This window comes from Streptomyces albicerus, assembly GCF_008905045.1.
Lineage (GTDB): Bacteria > Actinomycetota > Actinomycetes > Streptomycetales > Streptomycetaceae > Streptomyces > Streptomyces albicerus.
The window spans coordinates 1-15,597 of sequence record NZ_VWMY01000062.1 but is presented as its reverse complement, the minus strand read 5'-3'; the positions used below and the strand labels follow the sequence as shown (position 1 = coordinate 15,597).

Sequence of the window (15,597 nt, the reverse complement as noted above, 5' to 3'; positions counted from 1 at the left end):
GTGTGGAAGCTGCGGGCCGGATGTGGCTGGTCGCGCAGTTCCCCGCGCCCCTGAGGGGCGCGCCCTTGTCGGTCGGGATTTGAAGGTTCGCTGGGGGATTCGGAGGTGGGCCCTCGGTGGATTGGTGGTCTACGGGCATACCACCTGGTCTCCTGTCACCGCGCCGAACTCACCCTGGGTCGGGTCCTCTGCCCGTACCTTTCGGACCTCCTTGAAGTCCGAGCCCGCGATCACCCTCAGTAAGGGGCCCAGGCCCTTTGCCGGTCGTAGTTCGCTGCCCGGCAGGGCCGTCGCGAGGGACTTCGCGGAGCGGTCCCAGCCGGGGTCGTACTGGACGACCGTGCGGTGGACCGAGCGGTCGCGGGCGTTCACGGGAGCCCGTGTCGTGCGGAAGCCGGTGGCGGCCAGGGCGCTGTCGACGCGGCGGCCGAGCCCGGGGGTCGTGGTGCCGTTCTCGACCTGGACCCGGATCTGCTGCGGGGCGACATCGACGAGCAGGGCCTTCGAGCGGACCCGGTGGGGGGCGAGCGGCTTGTCGTCGCGCAGGGTCCTGAACAGCCGGCCCGCCTTCTTCTCGTCCCACTTCAGGGTCGAGCCGATGCCCTTCACGGCGTACCCCATCGTCCCGATCGGGACGGTCGTGAACTCCGACGAGGACGGCGAGAAGGTCCGCATCGCCCGCCCCAGGTCGATCAGCTCGTCCGTCCCGAAGCCCTTGTCCGCGCGCACCGAGCCGAGCACGGCCCCTGTCACGTCCTGGAACTTGATCGGGTTGAGCAGCACCCCGGACGAGGTGGCCCGGGCGATCAGCGCGGCCAGGAACCGCTGCTGACGCTGCATCCGGCCGAGGTCCGAAGCCCCGTCGGTGTGCCGCGCGCGCACGTACTGCAGGGCCTGCCCGCCGTTCAGATCGTGCGTCCCGGCCGGCAGGTCGAGCCCGGTGTACGTGTCCTTCAGCGGCCGCACCGTACAGATCCGCACCCCGCCGAGGACGTCCACGGTCTTCATGAAGCTGGTGAAGTCGACCTCCAGATAGTGGTCGATCTTCACATGGGTCATGTTCTCGACGGTGCGGACGGTCAGCTGGGGTCCGCCTTCCGCGTACGCGGCGTTGAGCTTGAGCGGGTGCGCCTTGTGCTGTTTGCCGGTGGTCCTGTCGGTGTGCGCGGGCGTCTCGGCGTACGAGTCGCGCGGCAGGCTCACGATGCTGGCCCGCTGCCGGTCCTCGGAGAGGTGCACGATCATGATCGTGTCCGTGCAGCGGCAGGGGGCGCCACCGAGCCGGTACTTCTTCTTCTCCGCCGGTGTGATCCGGTCCCGGCCGTCGGTGCCGACGAGGAGCACGTTCATGCCGTCGCCCCGCGCGGGCCGGTTCTTCATGTCCTTGAAGGGGTCGATCCGGTTGATGTCGGAGTCGAGCCCCGTGACCACCGCGTGCCCGATGCCGGCCGCCGCGAGCACGGCCACCGACAGCGAGGTCGCCACCCGCATGGCCCAGCGCGGCCGCTTGCGCCGTACGGGCGTCCGCCGGGGGCGGGGCCGTTGAGGGCGCGCGGGGGAGCGGGGCGGGGAGGACAAGGCGGACACCTCCGCGTCGGCCGGGTGTGGGGGTCCGTGAGCACCGTAGGGCCATACGATCTGCGGCCCGGCGCAGGGACCGGGCGGCGCGCGTCCGTGTCCCCCATTCGCGGTAACGTAATCCGCGATGAACGCCAAGCCCGACGTGCAGCTCCCCGCCGTGTCCGTGATCATGCCCGTCCTCAACGAGGAACGGCATCTGCGCGGAGCCGTCCAAGCGATCCTCGCCCAGGAGTACGCAGGCGAGATGGAGGTCGTGATCGCCATCGGTCCCTCGACGGACCGTACGGACGAGATCGCGGCCGAACTCGTACGCGAGGACTCTCGTGTACACACGGTCCCGAACCCGACCGGCCGCACCCCCGCCGCGCTGAACGCCGCGATCAAGGCGTCCCGCCACCCGATCGTGGTACGCGTCGACGGGCACGGCATTCTCTCGCCGAACTACATCGCGACCGCCGTCCGCCTCCTGGAGGAGACCGGCGCGCAGAACGTCGGCGGCATCATGCACGCCGAGGGCGAGAACGACTGGGAGCACGCGGTCGCCGCGGCCATGACGTCGAAGATCGGCGTGGGCAACGCGGCCTTCCACACGGGCGGCGAGGCCGGAAAGGCCGAGACCGTGTACCTGGGCGTCTTCCGGCGCGAGGCCCTGGAGCAACAGGGCGGCTACAACGAGGAGTTCATCCGCGCCCAGGACTGGGAGCTGAACTTCCGGATCAGGGAAGCGGGCGGCCTCATCTGGTTCTCGCCCGAACTGCGCGTCTCGTACCGCCCGCGCCCTTCGGTGAGGGCCCTGGCCAAGCAGTACAAGGACTACGGCCGTTGGCGCCACGTCGTCGCCCGCTACCACTCCGGCTCGATCAACCTGCGCTACCTCGCCCCACCGGTCGCGGTGTGCGCGATCGCGGCCGGCATCGTGGCCGGCGCCGCCCTGACCCCCTGGGGCTTCCTGGTCCCCGGCGGCTACCTCGCGGCGATCGCCCTCGGGTCCGTCCCCGCGGGCAAGGGGCTGTCACTGAAGGCGCGGCTGCAGATTCCCGTCGCCCTTGCCACCATGCACATGTCGTGGGGCTTCGGCTTTCTGACCAGCCCGAAGTCGCTGGCGAAGAAGGTCATCGCTTCACGGCGGCCAGCGGTGCTGAGCGAGGCCTGATCTCGACAGCGGCAGCGACAGCGGCAGGGTCCGGAGACGACACGACGGCGCCCGGCGTACACCGCCGGGCGCCGTCGTGCGGTCCGAGTACGAACTCCCGTCGGAGGTTCAGCACTTGCTGCTGTCGGCCACCGAACCGCCGTCGTCCAGATTCCCGTTCCACACCCAGCCGCCGGTGGCGGAGCTGGGCACGTCGACATGCGTCCAGCGGTTCCCGGCGGAGTTGATCACCCAGCAGTCGTAGTACAGGTTGTAGTTGCCGCCGACCGCGATGTTCACCGCGCAGTCCGAGCTCGGGCCGAGGCGGACCCGCGCGAAGCCCTCCTTGGCGTGCCCGACGCCGGTCGACTTGTTCGACCAGCTGGGGCGAACGCAGGCGTCGGCGGCCGCGGAGGCTGACGGAGCCGTGGCGGTCAGGGCGCCCGCGGTCAGCAGTGCGGACGCGGCCGCCGTCATGAAACGGATCTTCTTCATCGGTATCTCCCCGTGTGTTCGTGTCACCGGGCCTCCGGTGCCGTGTGCCGCGTGGTGGGTCAGCGGGCGCCGGCCGCCGCGGCGGCCTTGAGGATCGCTTCCTTGCGGTCCTTGAGCGTGTTCAGCTGCTGCTGGTTCTTCTCGACGGCCCGGTTCTGGTACGCGACTTCGACGGCGTACCAGGTGCCGATCACGTTGTGCTTGCGCTTGCACGCGACATCGGCCTCGGCCACCCGGATCTCCTCCGGCGTGGCGTTCGGCGCCTGCGCGAACCGCTTGTCCTCGACGGCGGCCATGGGGTGTGCGTAGGAGTAGCCGCTCTCCTTCATGCAGGCCGACCAGGCGGCGAACACCTTCTTCACCCGGGAGTCCTTCTGCGACTCCTGATAGGTGTAGCCGGCGAGCTGGTCCGCGAACTCCTCCTTGTCCGGGTGGACCTTGGGCCCCGCGGAGGCGAGGTCGCGCAGGGACTTGCCCCAGCAGCCCCCCTTCGGGATCGCCTTGCCGTTCTGCTCCTGCTGCGCCTTCTGACCGTCCTGCGGTCCGAACAGCACAAGGGACTCGGCGGGCGAGTAGTTCTCCTTCGGCGGTTTGGCGCCGCGCGCGGTGGGGTCCGGGTGGTAGCCGTAGCGCGAGGCGGTGGCCGGGTCGGTCACGCCGTAACGGTGGGCGTCGCGCAGCGCCTTGTCGCCCCGGTAGAGGGGTCGCGGCTCCAGGCCGAAGCCGAAGTCGCGCATGCAGTCGGCGGCGAGCAGATCCTCACCCTGCCGCTTGGTGCGCTCCTCGGCGTCGGTCCAGGCGTACGCCTCCAGCGGCAGTTGCAGATTGCGCGCGCCGGACATGGACGGTGTGGCCGTGACCTTCGGAGGGTTCTTGAAGTCGACCGGAGGCGCCTCTTTGGAGCGGCTGCCCGGTTCGTCGTCGCTGTCCGAACCAGATGCGCAGCCGGTCAGCCCGAGGGCGGCGCAGACGAGCGCCGCCCCGAGCAGTCGTGCGGTGGTACTGCGTGACATGTGGTCGTCCGCTGCCTAGAAGGGCTCGTAGCTGGACGCGTTGTTGTTCTGCAGCCAGCCAGGCGTGTTGCGGCGCACACCGTCGCAGGTGTGGTTGTGCCGCTGCCCGTTGAAGTTCGAGTTGAAGAAGATCGCGTAGTTGTAGCGGGTGCCGGCGCACTTGGCGGAGGACGCGTTGTTGCCGACGACCTGGCCCCTGCCCGCGCCGCTCGAGAGGAACACCTCGAGGTGGTGGTTCGGGGCCTCGTCGTAGAAGTCCCTGAAGGACGAAGCCCCGTACTGGGTCGAGTGGTAGTACATGCACAGCTCACCGCTGTTGCAGTTGCCGTCGTCGTAGTCGGCCTGAGCCGGCGCCGTGCTCAGCGCGATGGTCCCGAGCGCGAGCGCCGCCGCGGCGAAGAGAGAGCGAACTCTCATGGTGTCCTCCCGTTGTTTGTGAGCTTTATGTGCTCAACGGCGAAGGATCTTGGCATGACTTTTGTTCAGATGGGTGGCTTGGGCGGTCCATATGACTGAAAAATGATCACTGTGGCCGTAAGTGATCGTTCGGTAAAGGGCGTGAAACGAAAGCGACTTGACAGTGATCGAAGTCAAATGGTCATCTCTTGGGCGACCATGACGATGTGACGCCCTGACCCGGCACACCTCGTCCACAGTTGGGGGAGTGTGCGGTGTCGAAACAGGGGGACAGCTCCGGCCTGACCCGGCGCAAGCGGTCGCTGACCGCCGTCGCCGTGGGGTCCGTGGTGCTTGTCGGCGCCGCGCTGTGGACCTCGGTCTATGTGAAGTCGCCGGCGCAGGCCGCCGCCGAGGCGCAGCCGCCGGCCCCCGATGTCCTCACCGCAACCGTCGAACGGCGCGTGCTCGCCGACACGGTCGTCACACGGGGTGCGGTCTCGGCGTCGCAGACGGTGGACATCGCCCCGGGCGGAACGGCCGCGGAGGACGCCGCCAGGCCCGTGGTCACCAAGGTCATGGTGCGCTCGGGCCAGACGTTCCGAGGCGGCCGGGTCCTCGTCGAGGTGTCGGGCCGCCCGGTGTTCGCGCTGCGCGGCAAGCTCCCCGTCTACCGGGACCTCAAGCCCGGCTCCCACGGAGATGACGTACGCCAGCTCCAGGAGGCGCTGCGCGACCTCGGTCATGCCACGGGCGCCGACGCCGCGGGCACCTTCGGCGCGGGCACCAAGGCGGCCGTCGGCGCGTTGTACGCGTCCATCGGCTACGAGCCGGTGACCACGGGCGGCGGCAAGGACGGCGGCGACCCCCTGGAGGGCGCACGCGACGAGGTGAAGGGTGCCCAGCGCGCGCTCGACGGCCTCGTGCGGGACAAGGCCGACGCCGACGAGATCCGTTACGCACGCGAGGACCTGGCCGAGGCCGAGTCCGAACTGGCCGATGCCGAGGCGGTGTCGGGGCCGATGGTGCCCGCCTCCGAGGTGGTGTTCCTCTCCGGTTTCCCCGCCCGGGTCGACAGCATGACCGCCAAGGTCGGAGCGGCCGCGGGCGAGAAACTCGCCACCGTCTCCGCGGGGAAGCTCGTCGTCACGGGTTTCCTCGGCGCCCAGGAGAAGGACCTGATCCGCCCGGGCCAGAAGGTCCAGGTGCTGTCCGAGGTGTACGGCGACGAACTGACCGGCACGGTCAGCGCCGTCGCGAACACTCCCACGGTTCCCGAGGCGGACGGCGAGGGGGCGGCCGCGGAGGCGCCCGCCGGACAGGGGTACGCGGTCACCGTGAAACCGGACCGCGCACTCCCCGGCCGCCTCGCGGGTCAGGATGTACGGCTCACCGTCGAGGCGGGTTCATCCGGCGGGAAGGTCCTGGTGGTCCCGGTCTCCGCGCTGTCCGCCGGGGCCGACTCGCGCACCAGGGTCACCGTGCTGGAGCGCTCCGGCGACCGGCGCCGTGTCGAGGTGCGCCCCGGCACCTCCGGTGACGGCTACACCGAGGTGACCCCGGTGGGCGGGGCCCGGCTCGCCGAGGGCGACAAGGTCGTCGTGGGCGTCAGGCCTGCGGAGGGTGACGAGGCCGCCAAGTGACCACACCCGCCGTGCCGCCGGTCATCGAGTTCCGCGGCGCGGGTCTCACGTATCCCGGGCCGCCGCCCGTACCGGCCCTGAAACCCTGTGACCTGGTGATCCGGCACGGGGAGTACGTCACGATCGTCGGACCCTCCGGCTCCGGCAAGTCGACGTTCCTCAACATCGCCGGGCTGCTGGACGCACCCACCGAGGGGCAGTACCTCCTCGACGGCATCGACACCGGACCGCTGGCCGACGCCGACCGCACCGGACTGCGCGGACGGCGCATCGGATTCGTGTTCCAGAGCTTCCACCTGCTGCCGCACCGCTCCGCGCTGGAGAACGTCGAGCTGGCGATGGTCTACAACGGCGGGGTGCGCCGCGGCCGCCGGGAGCGGGCCCGCGAGGCACTGCACCGAGTCGGCCTCGAACACCGGACCGACGCACTGCCCACCCGGCTCTCCGGAGGCGAACGCCAGCGCGTCGCCATCGCCCGGGCCCTGGTCGCCCGGCCGTCGCTGCTGCTGTGCGACGAACCGACCGGCAACCTCGACACGCACACGGCCGAGTCGGTCCTCGGGCTCCTCGACGAGCTCCACCGGGACGGCATCACCCTCCTGGTGATCACCCACGCGCCGGACGTCGCCGCCCGCGGTCGCCGCACGATCGCCATCAGGGACGGCGCGCTCAGCGAGCAGGTGGCTGTCTGATGCCGGGCCGCAAGATGAAGTGGGTGCCGCGACGGAGGGCACGGGAAACGACAGCCGACCGGTCGCGGTTCAGTCCGCGCGACCTGCTGTCCGAGTCCGTCGCCGGAATCCTCCAGCGTCCGGCGCGCTCCGTCCTGACCGCGCTGGGTACCGTGCTGGGCGTCGGCACGTTCGTCGCGGTCCTCGGCCTCACGGCGACCACGTCCTCACAGATCGACTCCCGCTTCAACGAGTTGACCGCCACCGAGGTGACCGTCGAGGACACCGGAGGCGAGCGGCCCGAGTTCCTCCCCAACGCCTTCCCCGCCGACGCGGACCGCCGTATCGGTGCGCTGGGCGGGGTCCGCGAGGCCGGTGTGTACTGGCCCGTGCGCCTCGGGCCCGACACTGTGGTGAGCGCCGCGCCCGTCGGTACGGAGGGCACGGGGGAGCAGACGCAAGTGGTCGCCGCGTCACCCGGAGTCCTCGCGGCGGCCGGCCCGCACCTCGCGCAGGGGCGGATCTTCGACGCGTACCACGACCGGCGTGGTGAGAACGTCGCCGTGATCGGCGCCGGGCTCGCCTCCCGCCTGGGCATCACCACGCTGGAGACGGCCCCGGCCATCTTCGTGGAAGACCGTGCCTTCACGGTGATCGGCATTGTCGACGACGTGCAGCGCAAGGCGGACCTGCTGCTGTCGGTGGTGGTGCCGCGGACCACGGCCGAGGAGATCTGGGGCGGTCCGGAGGCAGGACAGCGGGCCAAGATGCTCATCTCCACCGAGCTGGGGGCCGCCCGGCAGATCGCCTCCGAGGCAGCCCTGGCCCTCGACCCCGCGCACCCCGACCACTTCAAGGTCGTCCCGCCGCCGGATCCGAGATCCCTGCGCGGCGACGTCACCTCCGACCTCAACCAGCTCTTCATGCTGATGGCCGGGATCTGCCTGGTGATCGGAGCGGTCGGTATCGCCAACACCACGCTCGTCGCCGTCCTCGAACGAACCGGGGAGATCGGCCTGCGCAGAGCGCTCGGCGCCCGAGGCCGCCACATCACCGTGCAGTTCCTGACGGAGTCGGGCGCCCTGGGGGCTCTCGGCGGGCTGGTCGGCACGAGCCTCGGCACGGTGACCGTGGTCGTCATGGCGGTGGTCCGTGACTGGACACCGGTCATCCACCCGGCGACCGTCGTCGCCGCCCCGGCGATCGGCCTGGTCACCGGGGTCCTCGCGGGGCTCTACCCGGCGTGGCGCGCCAGCCGCATCCAACCCGCGGAGGCGTTGCGCCGCTGAGGCACACCGCTCCCCGTTCGCTCAGCTCCCAGCCCCCCATGGCTCCCAAGGAAGAGACGTGCGAAAGACGACAGCGACCGCCCTGCTCGCCACAGCTCTGCTCCTCGCGGGCTGCTCCGGCTCCGGCGACGGCGACAAGACGGCCGTACCGGAGCAGCCGGACAGCTCCATCGCGCCCAAGTCGTCCAGCCTCACGGCGGATCTGGCCCTGCCCATCGAGGGCTACATCTTCTCGGAGTCCGAACTCGGCCTGATGACCGACGCGATGAGCAGCCTGGCCCAGCGCTGTATGAAGCGCTCCGGCTTCGACTACCGCCCGGACGACACGCAGTCCCCCGACATCGGGGTCATGGACCGCCGCTACGGCATTGCCAACTCGCATACGGCAGAGGCGTACGGCTATCACTTCCCGACCCCGAAGGCCGGTGAGTCGGCCACCAAGTCGCTGGGCGAGGCCGGCCGCGTCGCGCTCGCGGGCAAGCCTCTCGCGGACGGTTCGCTCGACCCCGACGGCGGGTGCATCGGCGAGGCCAAGCGACGACTGGCGGGCGGGGACGCCGAGTTCGGCCCGGACAAGTCTGCCCGCGAACTGAACATGGAGAGCTTCGTCCGCAGCCAGAAGGACCCCCGCGTCCTCACTGTCTTCCGCACGTGGTCCTCGTGCATGGCGGCCAAGGGGTACCGCTATGCCTCACCCATGGACGCCATCGACGACCCGGCGTTCGGGGCCGAGAAGACCAGCCCCGCCGAGATTTCGACGGCCCGAGCGGACGTCGAATGCAAGAAGAAGACCGGACTCGTCAGCACCTGGTTCGACGTCGAGTCCGAATGGCAGCGGGCGGAGATCGACGAGAACGCCGAGGAACTCGCCCGGATCAAGCGGCACAAGACGGACCAGCTCAAGCGGGCTGCCGCCGAGCTGGGCGAATCCCGGTGAACCGTCGCTGCCTGACCACCCCCCATCCGCAGGACAGAAGGGACACCCATCTCATGCGTTTCCGTACTTCCGCCCTCACCGCCGCCCTGGCGGCCGCCGGCGCTCTCGGCATGCTGGCCACCGCGGCACCGGCCCAGGCCGACGACATCCCGGACGGTCTGTGCGGCGGTGTCATCGATGTCGACTACTGCCTCTGGTACAACTCCGGCCAGAGGGGCGGCTGGACCAACACATACGAGAACCGCTCGAACTGGGCCGGCTGGAACTTCTCGAACGGCGGCCAGGGCACCAACGGCGTGGGCACGCCCGTGAAGAACAACGCCGCGTCCTACGCGAACAGCCACGACAGCAAGACCGGTGTCTCCTACTTCAACTCGAACTACGCCGGCGCCTCCGACGTCGCGCCGCCGCGCGACAAGGGCAACCTCTCCAACACCTACAACAACAACGCGTCCTTCCGCTGGCGCTGAGCCGACGCTGACCCCGTAGGCCCTGCGGGAACTGGAGCGGGCCCCTCCCCGGTGGGGGAGGGGCCCGTCCTCGTCAGGAGCGCTGCTCTTGCGCCAGTCGGCTCGACGCTGAGGTCAGCCGCAGTGTTTCGCCCCGTAAGCGGTTCCGAACGCCTTGTTGCCGTTGTAGTTGATGCGCCCCGAGATATTGATGCAGTGGTTGGCCGCGCTCACCGTGACCGGCCCGGCGTAGTACTTGAAGGGGTAGTAACCCTCGAAGTCCTGATCCTGTACATGGCACGTGGAGGAAGGAGACGTTTCGGAACAGCGCGTGATCGTCACCTCCATGTACTTGTCCACCCCGTACCCACCCGCGGTGGTGGCGACGTTGACCGCGCAGTTCTTGCCGGTCGACGAGTCGTAGTACACGTGGAGGGTGCCGTACGTGGTCGAGCCGTACTTCACGGGGTAGGTGGCGATCTGGTTGCCCGCGCAGCCGTAGCCGCCGGCCGAAGCCGTGGGAGCGCTGATGACCAGGGTGGCTGCCGCGATGCCGAGTGCGGCGGCGGCACTGCCAAGTCTCTTGCGTATAGCCATGATTGATCCCCCTATGTGGTTACAAGATCGGTCGTTGTGGTACCGAGCGGTGATCTTGGCATGTCGGAGATCAACACGAACATGTCATGCTCATGAATTGGCTCAAATCCGCAGCGCGGTTGGCCGGAAGATACTGATCATGGATCCAGTGTCTCGGATCTCGGATCCAGTGCCTCGGATGCCGCGCCTCAGATCGGCTGTCAGGCCGGATGTGTCAGGGGGTCTCGTCCTCCCTGGACGAGACCCCCTGACACAGCACGGCCGGCCGCCGCACCGTCACAAGCGGTAGGGCTCGTACACCGGCATGCACGCGTCACTGTCGGAACCGCTCACGGCGTCGGCATCCTTGGGGAGATCCCCGGCCTCGGGCGCGGACTGCTTCGGATAGGCCGTGCCGGTACGCCAGTCGGCGCCCACGACAAGGGTGACTCCGGATACGTCGGTCGACTTCTTCACCGAACTCAGCGGAATCCCCAGCGACTTGGCCACGCGCTGGGCGTCGCCCTCCAACTCGGCGCTCGGGAAGCGGACGACCGTCTTGTCCTCGGCCACCGCCGACAAGTCGGCCGCCGCCTTGGTGAAGCCCTTCTGGGCGAGCAGCTGGGTGATCGCGTTCGCCCTGCCGCCGACCGGGCCGAGCGTGGCCGACCGCGTGCCGTTCTGCACCACCACGCCGATCTCGTCGTCCGCGGCCGCGGGGTCCTTGGAGACCGGCTCCGCGGCCGGCTTCTTCTTCGAGTCCCCGCCCTTGTCGAACGGGATGTCGTCGCGGATCATCGTCCACATCTTCTCGGCGTCGGCGCCCGCCGGGATCAGATGGTTCGCGTCCAGAGGGTCCTTGACGGTCGGAATGGTCGTCATGGTGATGCGGCCGGCCGGCACCGTCTTGAGCTGCATGCCCAGGTCGTACAGTTCCTTGACCGAGCCGAGCTCCTCGGAGACCTTCAGGGACTTCGTGGCGGCCTCGGCCAGGCTCATCAGCCGCCCGCCGTCGGTGAAGACGTTTTGGTCCTTCAGTGTGCGGATCATCGAGTTCATGTACATGTGCTGGGCCTTGGCCCGGCCCAGATCGCTGTAAAAGGCGTGCCTGGTGCGCAGCCACTGCAGTGCCTTCTTGCCCTTGACCTTCTGCTTGCCGGCATCCAGCTTCAGGCCGGAGCCGCCGGAAACGCCGGGCAGCGGGCGGTCCCACATCTTGTGCTCCACGCAGACCTCGACACCGCCGATGGCGTCCGCCATCTTCACCACACCCGCGAAGTCGATCGTCATCCAGTGGTCGATGTAGACCCCGGTGAGGTTCTGCCAGGTGGCAAGGGTGCAGCCGGCTCCGCCGCGGCCCAGCGACGCGTTGATGATGTTGTTGGTCGCCGGGTACGGCTCGTCGGTCTCGGGGTCAGTGCACTTCGGGATGTCGACCCGGGTGTCGCGCGGAATACTCACGACGGCGGCGCTCTTGCGGTCCGCGGCCAGGTGGATGAGCATCTGGACGTCGCCCAGCGGTTTGCTGCCGACCTGGTCCCTGCTGCCGCCGAGCTTGACGTTCTCCGTGGAGTTACGGCTGTCGGAGCCGATCAGCAGGATGTTCAGCGGTGTCTGGCCGGCCGCGTTCGGTTTAGCCTTCTCCGCCTTGGAGTCTCCGCTGGTGCGCTCGCCCTTGCGTATGTTGCTGTTCAGATGCTGGTAGTAGAGATAACCGGCGCCGGCCGTCCCGAGTATGAGCACCGCGAGAGTCGCGGCGGACCACCGGAGTATGCCGTGTTGTTTGCCGCGGCGTCGCGGTGATCTGCCGTGCCGGCCACCGCCGGCGTCACCCCCCTCCGACTTGGCACCACCACTGCGCGAGCCGCCGTCCCCCGCGGCCGACTGGTCACGTGGTCGGGTCCCCTCCCCACGCACGTTGCTTTGCACCATCTCCCTGCCTCCCCACCCTGCGCCTGACACACGGAATCCCTCGTACGTCAGTTAGACGCACGAGGGACCCGGTGGGTTACTCGGCGCACTCAACCTTGTCTGCAGTGGACTTGTCGACGTCCGCCGACCCGGCTGCCGGAGCGGTCAGTGAAACCCCGGCCCCCTTGAAGTCCTCTCCCAGAGTCAGCGAGATCGCAGGCAGGCCCTGGGAGTTGGTCACGCTCTCGCCCGGCTTCATCGCCGACCCGGGCAGACCCATGAGGTCGGCGAGCCTACGTGCTTGATCGGCCTGGTCGGGAGCGTACTCGAGAGTCGTCTTCTTCAGCGTCACCCCGGCGTTGCCCGCGTTCTCGGACTTGGTCACGCCCTTCTCGATCTGCAGCCAGTTGAGGGCTTGCTGCGCGGACCCGGCGGGGGCGCCGCCGTTGAGGACCCTGACGCGTACCTCCGAAGGGTCGGCCTTGGTGCCCTTGAGCCGGGCGGCCACGGCGGCCTTCTCCTTCTTCTCCTGCTGCTTGACGGCGGTGAGTGACACGTCGTCCTTCACCAGGGAGAACAGCTCCCTGGCACCGGGCTCCTTGAGGACGACCGTCGCCTTGATGTCCTCGGTCGGGTTGTCGACCACCGGCACCGTCGTGAAGGACAGGTTCTTCATGTCGAACTTGCCCAGTTCCAGGCCCAGATCGCGGAGCTTGGTGATGCTGCCGATCTCCGAGTCGACGGTCAGCGCCTTGGTGCCCGCCTCGGCCAGCTTCACGAGCTTCGTCGGGCTGGTGAGGGTGTCGTTCGACTTGAGCTTGCGCATCAGCGAGCTGAGGAACTGCTGCTGGATCTCGATCCGGCTCAGGTCGCCGCCGAAGCCCACGGAGTGGCGGGTACGGACGAAGGAGAGTGCCTCCTCGCCCTCGATGGTGTGCTTGCCCTTGGGCAGGTTGAGCTTGGAATCCGGGTCGTTGATGTCCTTGGCCAGGCAGACCTCGACACCTTCGACCGCCGAGGTCAGCGTCTTGACCGCATTGAAGTCGGCCACCATGAAGTGGTCCATCTTGATGCCGGTCATCGCGGTGACGGTCCGCATTGTGCAGCTCGGCGTACGCCCTTCCTGGCCGAGGCTGTTGTTGAAGCGAGTGCTCGGCGTGCCCTTGATGACCTTGGTGCTGCCGTCCTCCTGAGTCGTCGGGCAGTCCGGGATGTCGGTGATCAGGTCACGAGGGATGCTCATCGCGGTGGCGTTCGAACGGTCCTTGGCGACGTGCAGCAGCACCGTGGTGTCGGCGTGACCGGCGCTCCCGGAGTCGCCGTACCCGGAGTTCCCCGAACCGGTGCGCTTGTCCGTGCCGACCAGCAGGATGTTGATCGCGCGGTCCTTGCTGAAACCGCCGGTGCCCGCGCCGTCGTCGGAGACCGACGTGATGTTGTTGTTGAGGTGCTGGTAGTAGAGGTACCCGCCCACGCTCGCCGCGACCAGCAGGAAGGCCACCGTGCCGCCTGTCCCGACCAAGATCTTCTTGCCCTTCGACTTCTGCGGTCGGCCCTTGCGGCGGCCTGGCGGCGGGGCCTGCGGCGTGCGTCGTCTGCGGGGTCCCGGGATGCCCGGGTCAGGTGCCTCCTCGGGCGTCCCCCGGCGCTCCCGGCCCGGCACGGTGGTCTGGCGCGCTGTTGCCCCTCCGGCGCGCGTGGCGGTTCTCCGGGGACCGGGAACCGCCGGCTGCGGTGCGGAAGCCTGCAGTCGCAGTTCGTAGTCGCCGGTGTTCGGATTGAGTACCCACTGGTCTGCGGGGTCGATATCGTCCGCCCGCCCACGGCCTTGCGCGTCCACGGTTACTTGAGTCCTCCGTCGGGGCCACGCGGCGTCTTTCCCCCTCAAAAGACGCTCGGTCAGTCGGTCCATCCAGTGCGCGACCTCAAGTCAGACCTCGGGGCCGGGTACACCGGATCGCTCACACTATCCGCCCAGTTCAGCGTCGAGCGACGCCAGTGACAAATTCCACGTACCTACAACTGGGCAATCCGACGCATTTGTTAGAGCAGGGGTTCCCCGTCTTGGTGAGCGCTTTACCCGCAGGTGTCCTCGGCGGCCGTGTTCCCGTGAAAAGTCGGCACCGGTTCCGGAGTCTCGGCGGGACCGTCGGGCCGCTTTCCGCCTGGCTTCCCGTCGTCGTACGACTCCTCTTCGTAGTCGTACGAGGAGTCGTACGCCTCTTCGTCACCGCCCTCGTACGGGGTTTCCTCATCCTCCGATGCCGCATTACCACTCTTTTTGCCGGAATCCTCCGGAAGTTCCTTCGCGACCTCCAACGGCGCGTCCTTGCGCAGCCGTTCGAAAAGCTTCTCCGCCTCGGGTTCCATGAGCTGGTCACGATTGGCGTTGTAGATGTACGACTCCCGCGGCACCGTAAGGAATTGCACGCGTTCGGTGGGGATGTTGCGCATGCCGCGCACCAGGTCGTACAGGCCCCGCAGGCTCGCCAGTCCCGGGTCGGTGGTGAGCGACGAGGTCGCCGCGTCCAGCACCGGGTAGAGCTTCACGGGATTCAGCAGTACGTCATTGCTGCGCACCTTGCTGACGAGCGCGCCCAGGAAGCGCTGCTGGCGGTCGATCCGGTCGGTGTCGCTGCCGTTGCCGAGGCTCTTGCGGGCGCGTACGTAGCCGAGGGCCTGTTCGCCGTTGAGTTTCACCTTGCCCGCGGGCAGCCGCAGTTTGGCGGCGGGGTCGTCCATCGGTTCCTTCAGGCACACCTCGACGCCGTCGACCGCGTCGACCATGTCCTTGAAGCCGTGGAAGTCCACGACCACGTGGTGGTCGATCCGGACGTCAGTCAGCTTCTCGACCGTACGGATCGTGCAGGCCGAACCGCCGCGCTGGAAGGCGTAGTTGAACATCACGAACATGGGCTCGGTGCGGCTGCCGTCGGGCCGGCGGCAGCTCGGTACCTCCACCATCAGATCCCGGGGGAGCGAGACCGCGGTCGCGCTGCGCCGGTTCGCCGCGAGGTGCAGCAGGATCGTGGTGTCCGAGCGCTCGGTGCCGGGGTCCCGTCCGTACTTGCGGTTCTCGTCCCCCGACCGCGAGTCCGACCCGATCAGCAGAATGTTCTGTGCGTCGCGTACGAGTGAGGTCGGCCGCTCCTTCTCGTACCGGGCGAGCTCGGCGGCGGCGTCCTCGTCCGACGTGATGTTGCCGTTCAGCTTCTCGTACATCGCCCAGCCGGTCCCCGCGGCCCCCAGTACGACCACGGCGACCCCGACACCCGTATACCGCAGCCACCGCCGCCTACGCCGCGCGACACCGGCACCGGTCGCGGAAGCGCCGACCCCGGGCCCCACCACGACCACCCCCTCGCCGGTCGTCCCTCCGGTGTCGCTCACGTCTGAATCCACCCCTCATGACGTACGGAACTGCTCCTACGACCATGGCCCGGGTGGGGGCGGGGGGCTTTGGGGGGTGGGCCGAATGGGGGATGCGTATGGGGGGCGGTGGGG

Annotated in this window: 14 protein-coding genes; 6 read left to right on the top strand and 8 right to left on the bottom strand. The window is 68.8% G+C overall.

What is annotated here, in order from left to right:
- Positions 1-129: 129 nt before the first annotated feature.
- Entirely contained in the window at positions 130-1,578 is a 1,449-nt protein-coding gene (locus GAS53_RS41575) for an LCP family protein (RefSeq protein ID WP_450165028.1), read from the bottom strand.
- Between the two features lie 127 nt (positions 1,579-1,705).
- Between GAS53_RS41575 and GAS53_RS41570 the strand changes: the two genes are divergently transcribed.
- Positions 1,706-2,734, top strand: a complete 1,029-nt coding sequence (locus GAS53_RS41570) for a glycosyltransferase family 2 protein (RefSeq protein WP_151482957.1) — start codon at positions 1,706-1,708, stop codon at positions 2,732-2,734.
- A 108-nt stretch (positions 2,735-2,842) separates the two neighbouring features.
- On the opposite strand, the gene GAS53_RS41565 is transcribed toward GAS53_RS41570, so the two are convergent.
- From GAS53_RS41565 to GAS53_RS41555, 3 genes are read right to left on the bottom strand one after another with little or no spacing between them, the layout of a single operon-like run.
- Entirely contained in the window at positions 2,843-3,208 is a 366-nt protein-coding gene (locus GAS53_RS41565) for an SH3 domain-containing protein (RefSeq protein ID WP_225859410.1), read from the bottom strand.
- A gap of 59 nt (positions 3,209-3,267) precedes the next feature.
- Entirely contained in the window at positions 3,268-4,221 is a 954-nt protein-coding gene (locus tag GAS53_RS41560; protein WP_151482956.1) for a hypothetical protein, read from the bottom strand.
- A 15-nt stretch (positions 4,222-4,236) separates the two neighbouring features.
- On the bottom strand, positions 4,237-4,638 hold the full coding sequence (locus tag GAS53_RS41555) for a hypothetical protein (protein WP_151482955.1): 402 nt from the start codon (positions 4,636-4,638) through the stop codon (positions 4,237-4,239).
- 254 nt (positions 4,639-4,892) lie between these two features.
- On the opposite strand from GAS53_RS41555, the gene GAS53_RS41550 reads away from it, so the two are divergent.
- From GAS53_RS41550 to GAS53_RS41530, 5 genes are read left to right on the top strand one after another with little or no spacing between them, the layout of a single operon-like run.
- On the top strand, positions 4,893-6,260 hold the full coding sequence (locus tag GAS53_RS41550) for a peptidoglycan-binding protein (RefSeq protein WP_151482954.1): 1,368 nt from the start codon (positions 4,893-4,895) through the stop codon (positions 6,258-6,260).
- Entirely contained in the window at positions 6,257-6,952 is a 696-nt protein-coding gene (locus tag GAS53_RS41545) for an ABC transporter ATP-binding protein (protein WP_151482953.1), read from the top strand. The genes GAS53_RS41550 and GAS53_RS41545 overlap by 4 nt, the downstream gene beginning before the upstream one ends.
- Before the next feature lie 14 nt (positions 6,953-6,966).
- On the top strand, positions 6,967-8,220 hold the full coding sequence (locus tag GAS53_RS41540) for an ABC transporter permease (RefSeq protein ID WP_151483003.1): 1,254 nt from the start codon (positions 6,967-6,969) through the stop codon (positions 8,218-8,220).
- 58 nt (positions 8,221-8,278) lie between these two features.
- Positions 8,279-9,157, top strand: a complete 879-nt coding sequence (locus GAS53_RS41535; protein ID WP_151482952.1) for a hypothetical protein — start codon at positions 8,279-8,281, stop codon at positions 9,155-9,157.
- A 53-nt stretch (positions 9,158-9,210) separates the two neighbouring features.
- The gene (locus tag GAS53_RS41530; RefSeq protein WP_151482951.1) at positions 9,211-9,627 is read left to right on the top strand and encodes a hypothetical protein; all 417 of its coding nucleotides are present in this window, start codon (positions 9,211-9,213) and stop codon (positions 9,625-9,627) included.
- 114 nt (positions 9,628-9,741) lie between these two features.
- Here the strand turns inward: GAS53_RS41530 and GAS53_RS41525 are convergent, their stop codons facing one another.
- The 4 genes from GAS53_RS41525 to GAS53_RS41510 form a co-directional block, all read right to left on the bottom strand.
- A complete protein-coding gene (locus GAS53_RS41525) occupies positions 9,742-10,203 on the bottom strand; it encodes a hypothetical protein (RefSeq protein ID WP_151482950.1) in 462 nt (153 codons plus the stop codon).
- A 276-nt stretch (positions 10,204-10,479) separates the two neighbouring features.
- On the bottom strand, positions 10,480-12,114 hold the full coding sequence (locus GAS53_RS41520) for an LCP family protein (protein WP_151482949.1): 1,635 nt from the start codon (positions 12,112-12,114) through the stop codon (positions 10,480-10,482).
- Positions 12,115-12,190: 76 nt separating this feature from the next.
- Positions 12,191-13,933, bottom strand: a complete 1,743-nt coding sequence (locus GAS53_RS41515; protein WP_151482948.1) for an LCP family protein — start codon at positions 13,931-13,933, stop codon at positions 12,191-12,193.
- A gap of 236 nt (positions 13,934-14,169) precedes the next feature.
- Positions 14,170-15,483 carry an LCP family protein gene (locus tag GAS53_RS41510; RefSeq protein ID WP_225859408.1) on the bottom strand — a complete coding sequence of 438 codons (1,314 nt, stop codon included), beginning with the start codon at positions 15,481-15,483 and terminating at the stop codon, positions 14,170-14,172.
- Positions 15,484-15,597 lie beyond the last annotated feature (114 nt).

Excerpts from the sequence above, each read along its gene's own strand:
- GAS53_RS41565 (WP_225859410.1), bottom strand. The coding sequence starts at position 3,208 with ATGAAGAAGATCCGTTTCATGACGGCGGCCGCGTCCGCACTGCTGACC.
- GAS53_RS41540 (WP_151483003.1), top strand. The coding sequence starts at position 6,967 with ATGAAGTGGGTGCCGCGACGGAGGGCACGGGAAACGACAGCCGACCGG.
- GAS53_RS41560 (WP_151482956.1), bottom strand. The coding sequence starts at position 4,221 with ATGTCACGCAGTACCACCGCACGACTGCTCGGGGCGGCGCTCGTCTGC.
- GAS53_RS41520 (WP_151482949.1), bottom strand. The coding sequence starts at position 12,114 with ATGGTGCAAAGCAACGTGCGTGGGGAGGGGACCCGACCACGTGACCAG.
- GAS53_RS41555 (WP_151482955.1), bottom strand. The coding sequence starts at position 4,638 with ATGAGAGTTCGCTCTCTCTTCGCCGCGGCGGCGCTCGCGCTCGGGACC.
- GAS53_RS41525 (WP_151482950.1), bottom strand. The coding sequence starts at position 10,203 with ATGGCTATACGCAAGAGACTTGGCAGTGCCGCCGCCGCACTCGGCATC.
- GAS53_RS41570 (WP_151482957.1), top strand. The coding sequence starts at position 1,706 with ATGAACGCCAAGCCCGACGTGCAGCTCCCCGCCGTGTCCGTGATCATG.
- GAS53_RS41530 (WP_151482951.1), top strand. The coding sequence starts at position 9,211 with ATGCGTTTCCGTACTTCCGCCCTCACCGCCGCCCTGGCGGCCGCCGGC.